The sequence below is a fragment of the Streptomyces sp. NPDC052064 genome, from assembly GCF_055585925.1.
On record NZ_JBVJJE010000030.1, the window covers coordinates 1 to 5,338 of the forward strand.

General features: G+C 66.8%; 4 protein-coding genes and 3 pseudogenes. 4 read left to right on the forward strand and 3 right to left on the reverse strand.

What is annotated here, in order from left to right; translation table 11 throughout:
- The first annotated feature begins 267 nt into the window (after positions 1-267).
- The gene (locus ACZ6TU_RS38830; RefSeq protein ID WP_467682352.1) at positions 268-969 is read left to right on the forward strand and encodes a restriction endonuclease; all 702 of its coding nucleotides are present in this window, start codon (positions 268-270) and stop codon (positions 967-969) included.
- 137 nt (positions 970-1,106) lie between these two features.
- On the opposite strand, the gene ACZ6TU_RS38835 is transcribed toward ACZ6TU_RS38830, so the two are convergent.
- Both ACZ6TU_RS38835 and ACZ6TU_RS38840 read right to left on the reverse strand, forming a co-directional pair.
- Complete coding sequence (locus tag ACZ6TU_RS38835) at positions 1,107-1,439, reverse strand: hypothetical protein (RefSeq protein WP_467682354.1); 333 nt, start codon at positions 1,437-1,439, stop codon at positions 1,107-1,109.
- 133 nt (positions 1,440-1,572) lie between these two features.
- Positions 1,573-2,172 (reverse strand): hypothetical protein, encoded by a 600-nt coding sequence (locus tag ACZ6TU_RS38840; RefSeq protein ID WP_467682356.1) that lies wholly within the window; start codon positions 2,170-2,172, stop codon positions 1,573-1,575.
- 260 nt (positions 2,173-2,432) lie between these two features.
- Here ACZ6TU_RS38840 and ACZ6TU_RS38845 point away from each other — a divergent pair, with 260 nt between their 5' ends.
- Positions 2,433-2,768, forward strand: a complete 336-nt coding sequence (locus ACZ6TU_RS38845; protein WP_467682358.1) for a DUF6233 domain-containing protein — start codon at positions 2,433-2,435, stop codon at positions 2,766-2,768.
- On the opposite strand, the pseudogene ku reads toward ACZ6TU_RS38845, so the two are convergent.
- Positions 2,765-3,639: pseudogene (ku, locus tag ACZ6TU_RS38850) on the reverse strand (non-homologous end joining protein Ku). The gene ACZ6TU_RS38845 and the pseudogene ku overlap by 4 nt on opposite strands.
- A gap of 5 nt (positions 3,640-3,644) precedes the next feature.
- Here ku and ACZ6TU_RS38855 point away from each other — a divergent pair.
- Together ACZ6TU_RS38855 and ACZ6TU_RS38860 are read left to right on the forward strand one after the other, a co-directional pair.
- Positions 3,645-4,319, forward strand: a pseudogene (locus ACZ6TU_RS38855) (IS3 family transposase); the annotation flags it as partial.
- Between the two features lie 944 nt (positions 4,320-5,263).
- Positions 5,264-5,338, forward strand: a pseudogene (locus ACZ6TU_RS38860) (IS6 family transposase); the annotation flags it as partial.

Here is a 5,338-nt window from a genome sequence, read left to right on the forward strand (position 1 = left end):
CGAACGCAAAGCCGAGCACTTCCTCGCCTTCACCAGCATCGCCTGCACCCTCATCTGCTACCGCCGACTCACCAAATGAGATGGTGTCTTAGGCGTGGTGGCGTTAGGCAACGGCAACGCATCGGCGGGGAGCGGAGGTGAGGTTCCGCGGCCGCAGTCGACGGTGCAGTATCCGATCCGGTTCGACAACGCCCCGCCGCCGCAGATTCAGCAGCCGCGGCCCACAGTGTCGTACCCGGTCCGGTTCCCGTCGCCGGAGGGGAACCGATGACGCGTCGGCGACCGCCGGCGCGTCGGCGGTCGCGGCGCCCGAGCAGGCGGAAGCAGCAGCGGGATGCTCAGCTGATCGTCTTTGCTGTGGTGGCGGCCGCGATCATCGGCCTGGTGGTGATGGTGGTCAACTGGCTGCTGGCCCACTGGTGGGTGCTCCTCATAGCCCTGGTGCTCGCCGTGCTGGCGGGCGCCGGGTGGCTCTACAACCGGCAGCAGCAGGCCCGCTGGGAGGCTGTCCGCGCGCAGGCCCTGCGCTACGGGCTGGAGCAGTTGGACGCGCTGCATTACGCCAAGTTCGAGGAGGCGGTCAGGGACCTGATGCGCCGGGACGGTTGCCGGGACGCGCAGCGGGTCGGCGGGGGAGGTGATCTGGGCGCGGACGTGAAGGCCACAGACCCGCTCGGGCGGCGCTGGGTGATCCAGTGCAAGCACCGCCGCCACGGCGCCCGCGGCTCTGCGGTGGGCACCCCGGATCTGCAGGTGCTCAACGGGACGGCCCGGCCGGTGCACGGGGCCGACGTGGCGGTGATCGTGACGAACGGCAGGGTGACCGCGCCGGCCGTGGACTTCGCCAGGCAGCAGCGGCTGCATGTGGTGGACCGCCAGACGCTGGCTGTCTGGGCGTCGGGCTCACGGCCGCTGTGGGAGCTGCTGCGGGCCGTCCCGCCTCCCAGGCGGCCAACGTCTCTGAGCTGAAAACGGCGGCTTGTTGGCCTCGGTGGCGGGCCTGCGGCCTGTGATTGCCGCTCGACCGCCGGGCCTTGGCCCACCAGCGTCATCAGCGTCCGGCCGCCGGCGGGCAGGGTGAGGTGAAAACGCTCGGGGTCATCCACTCAGCTCGTCTGCCAGCCGTCCTCGTCGGTGTGGAGGACCGCGCGCAGGCCCACTTCGGCCGCTGCTTCCCGGATGTCGGTGACGGCCTGGCTGAGCGGCCGGCGCAGGATCGGCGGGGTGGCGAGGGAGCAGTTCCGGCATCGGTCCAACCAGCGGGGCCCATGGTCCGCATCGTGGATCACGCCGCTGGTGCGGGACGGCTGGTCGCAGGCGGAGCATGGCGGCTCCTGCTGCATTCGTGCCCAGACTTCGGCGAACCGGGGGTCGAGTGGGGCGGGGGTGAGGGAGGCCGGGTCGACGCCGAGCTTGAGCGCGGCCTCCTCGTGGTTCATGCCTGCTCCTGGTGTCCTGTGACAGCGAACCTTGAGCGTGTGCCATCGAAGTTCGAGCGACTTCGCATCCAAGCCGTGTAGTGAGCGTGTCTGCCGCCGCTCCGAGTGGGCAGACACGCTTCCGGTGCCATCGCTACCTCATTCGGTCGAACTGGTCCCGAGCCCGTTGCGACCAAGACTTTCTGGGTGTCCGCCCAACGGCCTCCTTGACCTTCTCGTCCAGCTCCCTTCGTGTCTCGCTGCTGTACCGCTCGCGGTAGTCCTGCGACTCGCGCGACGTCAGGAAGCGCCAGCTACTGATTTGGACATGCGCCAGTGCCTCGAACAACAAGACTAGAATCGCCGCACCCGTGATCAGATATGCCAGACGAGCTAGCCCAGGATCCGGGTTCAGCTCCGGGTGCGCCCCCGCCATCGCGGCCCACCTCAACACTTTGATCTGCACCGTCACCACCGAACTAACCAGTGCCCCCCATGCCAGAAACGCTAGGGACAGCAGCAGGGTGTCTGGCGACATAAGTGGGCGCTGCCTCACCGCGAAAAGTTCAGCGTCGTCTGGCTCCTCTCCCCGTTGCAGCGCCTCGATCAGCCGCCCCTTACGCTCGAACCGTTCGCGGCTCATAGAGAGCTGATGTTCATACAACCTCTTGTGGATGCTCACGAACTGAGCCGTTCCGATCACAAGGATGGCCCCGTCGAGTGTCGTCAGGATGGCTGCGTAGTCGTTGCTCATGGCCCAAGCCACGGAATCCCCCGGGTGACCCTTTCGAAGCGCTGACCAGAGCAGCGCACACGTCGGCAGTAGCTTGTCGGATGCTAGCTGTCGTCATGGGATCTGCAGGCGGCAAGCACTCGTCGCCGCAGCTGGTTCAGGGCCGCCCCTTCAGTGATCCGCACCACTCAAACATGGATGGCACGTCCTCAAGGTTCGATGACACAGGACACCTGGGGGCGGGGTGGGCTGTGTGGTGCCACGATCATAGAATCGAGCGTATGAACGATCCAGGGGTGTCGCGACTCTCGCTGCTCCGTTTCCTGGAGCGCGTGCAGGAGCGCGACCTGGCCCGCACCCGCAGTTGGATCGCCGACGAGGAGCGCCGCGAGGCTGAGCGGCGCGTCGGGGAAGCGCGGCGCCCGCCGGCCCCCGAGTGGCTGATCGAGCGCGGCCTGGATCGCAGCAACATCGTCGCTGTCCACACGGGGGAGTGCTGGGACCCGGGCAAGCGGGTGAGGCCTGCGACCAGGGCGCAGGCGATCGAGGCACCACGTCATCAGGTGCCGGCGTGCTCGAAGTGCAGGCCGGACACGGCGCTCGGCATCGTGGACTAGGCGCTGCGCGGCCGGCGCCCGGACGTTTTCTTCGCCGCGGCCTTCTTCGCCGTCTTCTTCGGCAGTTCGTGCACGTCGGCGTCCTCGCCGCGCGAGGCCCTGGCCTGCTGCACGGACTCATTCAGGGCGGCCATCAGGTCGACGATCTGCCCCGGCTCCGACTCCGGCTCCTGAAGCTTCGGCGGCTCGCGGTGCTCCCGCTTGGCCTCGATGATCTGTGAGAGGGCTTCGGTGTAGGTGTCCTGGAAGTCCTCGCCCTCAAGGTCCTCCCGGGTCATGGTGTCCATGAGTGCTAGCGCGCCGTCGATCTCCTCGTCGCTCAGCTCGACTGGCGGCGGCAGCAGTTCCTCCGGCGACCTGATCTCATCCGGCCAGCGCATCGCGTGCAGAACGATGACGTCCTCGCGGACCCGGAGGAGCCCGAGGCGCTCGAGGCCGGACCAGGCGTACTTCGCGACGGCCACCTTGCTGCTCCGGTCCAGGGCCATGCGCAGCAGCTTGTACGGCTTCGCGGCGACCTGCCCACTCGGCGCCAGGTAGTAACCCTCGCCAATCTTCAGGGGATCGACGGACTCCAGCGGCACGAACGCCACGATCTCGATCGCCTTCGCCGTCGGCAAGGGCAGGTCCCGCAGCTCCTCGTCGCTGATCGGGATGACCTGCTCCTTGGTCAGCTGGTAGCCCTTGCCGATCTCACCCTGGTCGACCTCACGGTCCTCGATCTCGCAGTACTTGCGCACCCGCACCCGGCCCATGTCCTCCAGGTGGTACTGGTGAACCTGATCGAGTGGTCCTCGGTAGCGCTGGCAACGGTGATCGGCACGGTGACCAATCCGAAGCTGATCGCGCCGCTCCAGATGTTTCGGGGCATGGCACAAGGGTCTGCACGTGGCTCGCTGCACGGTCGAGCGGCTGATGGCCGAGCTGGGCCTGGAGGGCGTCAGCCGCGGCCAGCGGCGCCGCACCACCATGGTGGAGCCGTCGGCGCCCAGGCCGCCGGACCTAGTCGACCGTGATTTCACCGCGAGCCGGCCCGACCAGCTCTGGGTGGCCGATATGACCTATGTCCGCACCTGGACGGGCTGGGTGTATGTGGCGTTCGTCCTGGACGTCTTCTCCCGGACGATCGTCGGCTGGCAGGTCGCGAACCACATGCGGACCGAACTTCCGCTGGACGCGCTGGAGATGGCGCTGTGGAGACGCCGGATCAAGAAGGACTCCGGCCTGATCCATCACAGCGACCGCGGCTCGCAATACGTATCCATCCGGTACACCGACCGGCTCGCCGACATCGGCGCCGCGGCCTCGGTCGGTTCCGTCGCGGACAGCTACGACAACGCGATGGCCGAGGCGCTCAACGGCACTTTCAAGGCCGAGCTGATCGAGATGCAGGGGCCATGGCGGGACTTCGACCAGGTCGAGCGGGCGATCTTCCAGTGGGTCGCTTGGTACAACGAGGAACGGCTCCACTCCGCCCTCGACTACGTACCGCCCGCCGAGTACGAACGCAACTGGTGGCGACAGCAGGAGGCCACCCCGCAGTCCGCCTGAAACAAGATCACCGGACTCCACGAAACTCGGGACAGCTCACGAGGGCTGCAGGAACTGACGGTGGCTTGGTGAACAAAGCCAGGTCGAGCATGCAGACGACCGTTGGGGTCTTCGATCGCCGCCGCGCAGGACGGGGCCGTCCACGGTGCCTGCTCGACAGGCCAGGAGAGCCGGGCTGGTCTGCCTGGTCTCCCGATGGTGCCACCGAGGTTCCATGCGTAGGACTTGAGCCGGCCGCCATCTGCCCTGCACGTTCCTGCAAGTTTCCGATGAGTAGAGTAAACGGCTGATTGAAGATCGTAAGAGAAGGGAGCGTGGGGTGCGCCGGTTACTTGGCGTAGCAATTGTCCTTGCGACGATGGGTCTCGCGTTCTGGCTGGTTCTGGGTCCTCCATCCGATTGGGAGGGGGTTGCGAGGTTCGTACGCTTCGGTGTCTTGGTGAGTTGCTGCGTAGCGATTGGCCTTGCCGTGCAACTGATCTACCCCGACAAACCCACGGACGAGACGACCGAAGCCGCCGGATAATCAGTACTGCTCACTCACGGGTCGTGGGTTGGTGGATGTGTGCCAGACGCCGGCCTTTTTGAGGGCTGGCCGAGCGGGTGCGGCGCGGACCGACTATCCCGGGAGTGAGTCCCGATCATCTCGATGGCAAACCGGCCAGGGTTTATGCCCAGGTGGGTGACGTCCTGGCCGGAGTTTGTGATCATAAGAATGAGCAGGACCTGATCGCTGGCGTGGCGTCGTCGGCCGGCGCGAGGTACACGGCTGGCGGGCGCCGAAGCCCACCTGGCGCAGGCGTCACCACCGCGGCGACGTGCCGATTTTTGTAGTCCGTGAAGCCTTCGGCCCGCCAGTCCGGCTTACATGCCGTCAGTGGGCGCTGTCACGTTGGCTGACCGGTGGGATGATCTTCGGGTCGACAGGCTGGGAGGGGTCGTCCGTGGGGAGCGCGTCGCTGTCGTACAAGGGGCACCGGTATCCGGTCGAGGTGATCTCCCACTGTGTGTGGCTGTAC

Excerpts from the sequence above, each read along its gene's own strand:
- ACZ6TU_RS38830 (WP_467682352.1), top strand. The coding sequence starts at position 268 with ATGACGCGTCGGCGACCGCCGGCGCGTCGGCGGTCGCGGCGCCCGAGC.
- ACZ6TU_RS38835 (WP_467682354.1), bottom strand. The coding sequence starts at position 1,439 with ATGAACCACGAGGAGGCCGCGCTCAAGCTCGGCGTCGACCCGGCCTCC.
- ACZ6TU_RS38840 (WP_467682356.1), bottom strand. The coding sequence starts at position 2,172 with ATGAGCAACGACTACGCAGCCATCCTGACGACACTCGACGGGGCCATC.
- ACZ6TU_RS38845 (WP_467682358.1), top strand. The coding sequence starts at position 2,433 with ATGAACGATCCAGGGGTGTCGCGACTCTCGCTGCTCCGTTTCCTGGAG.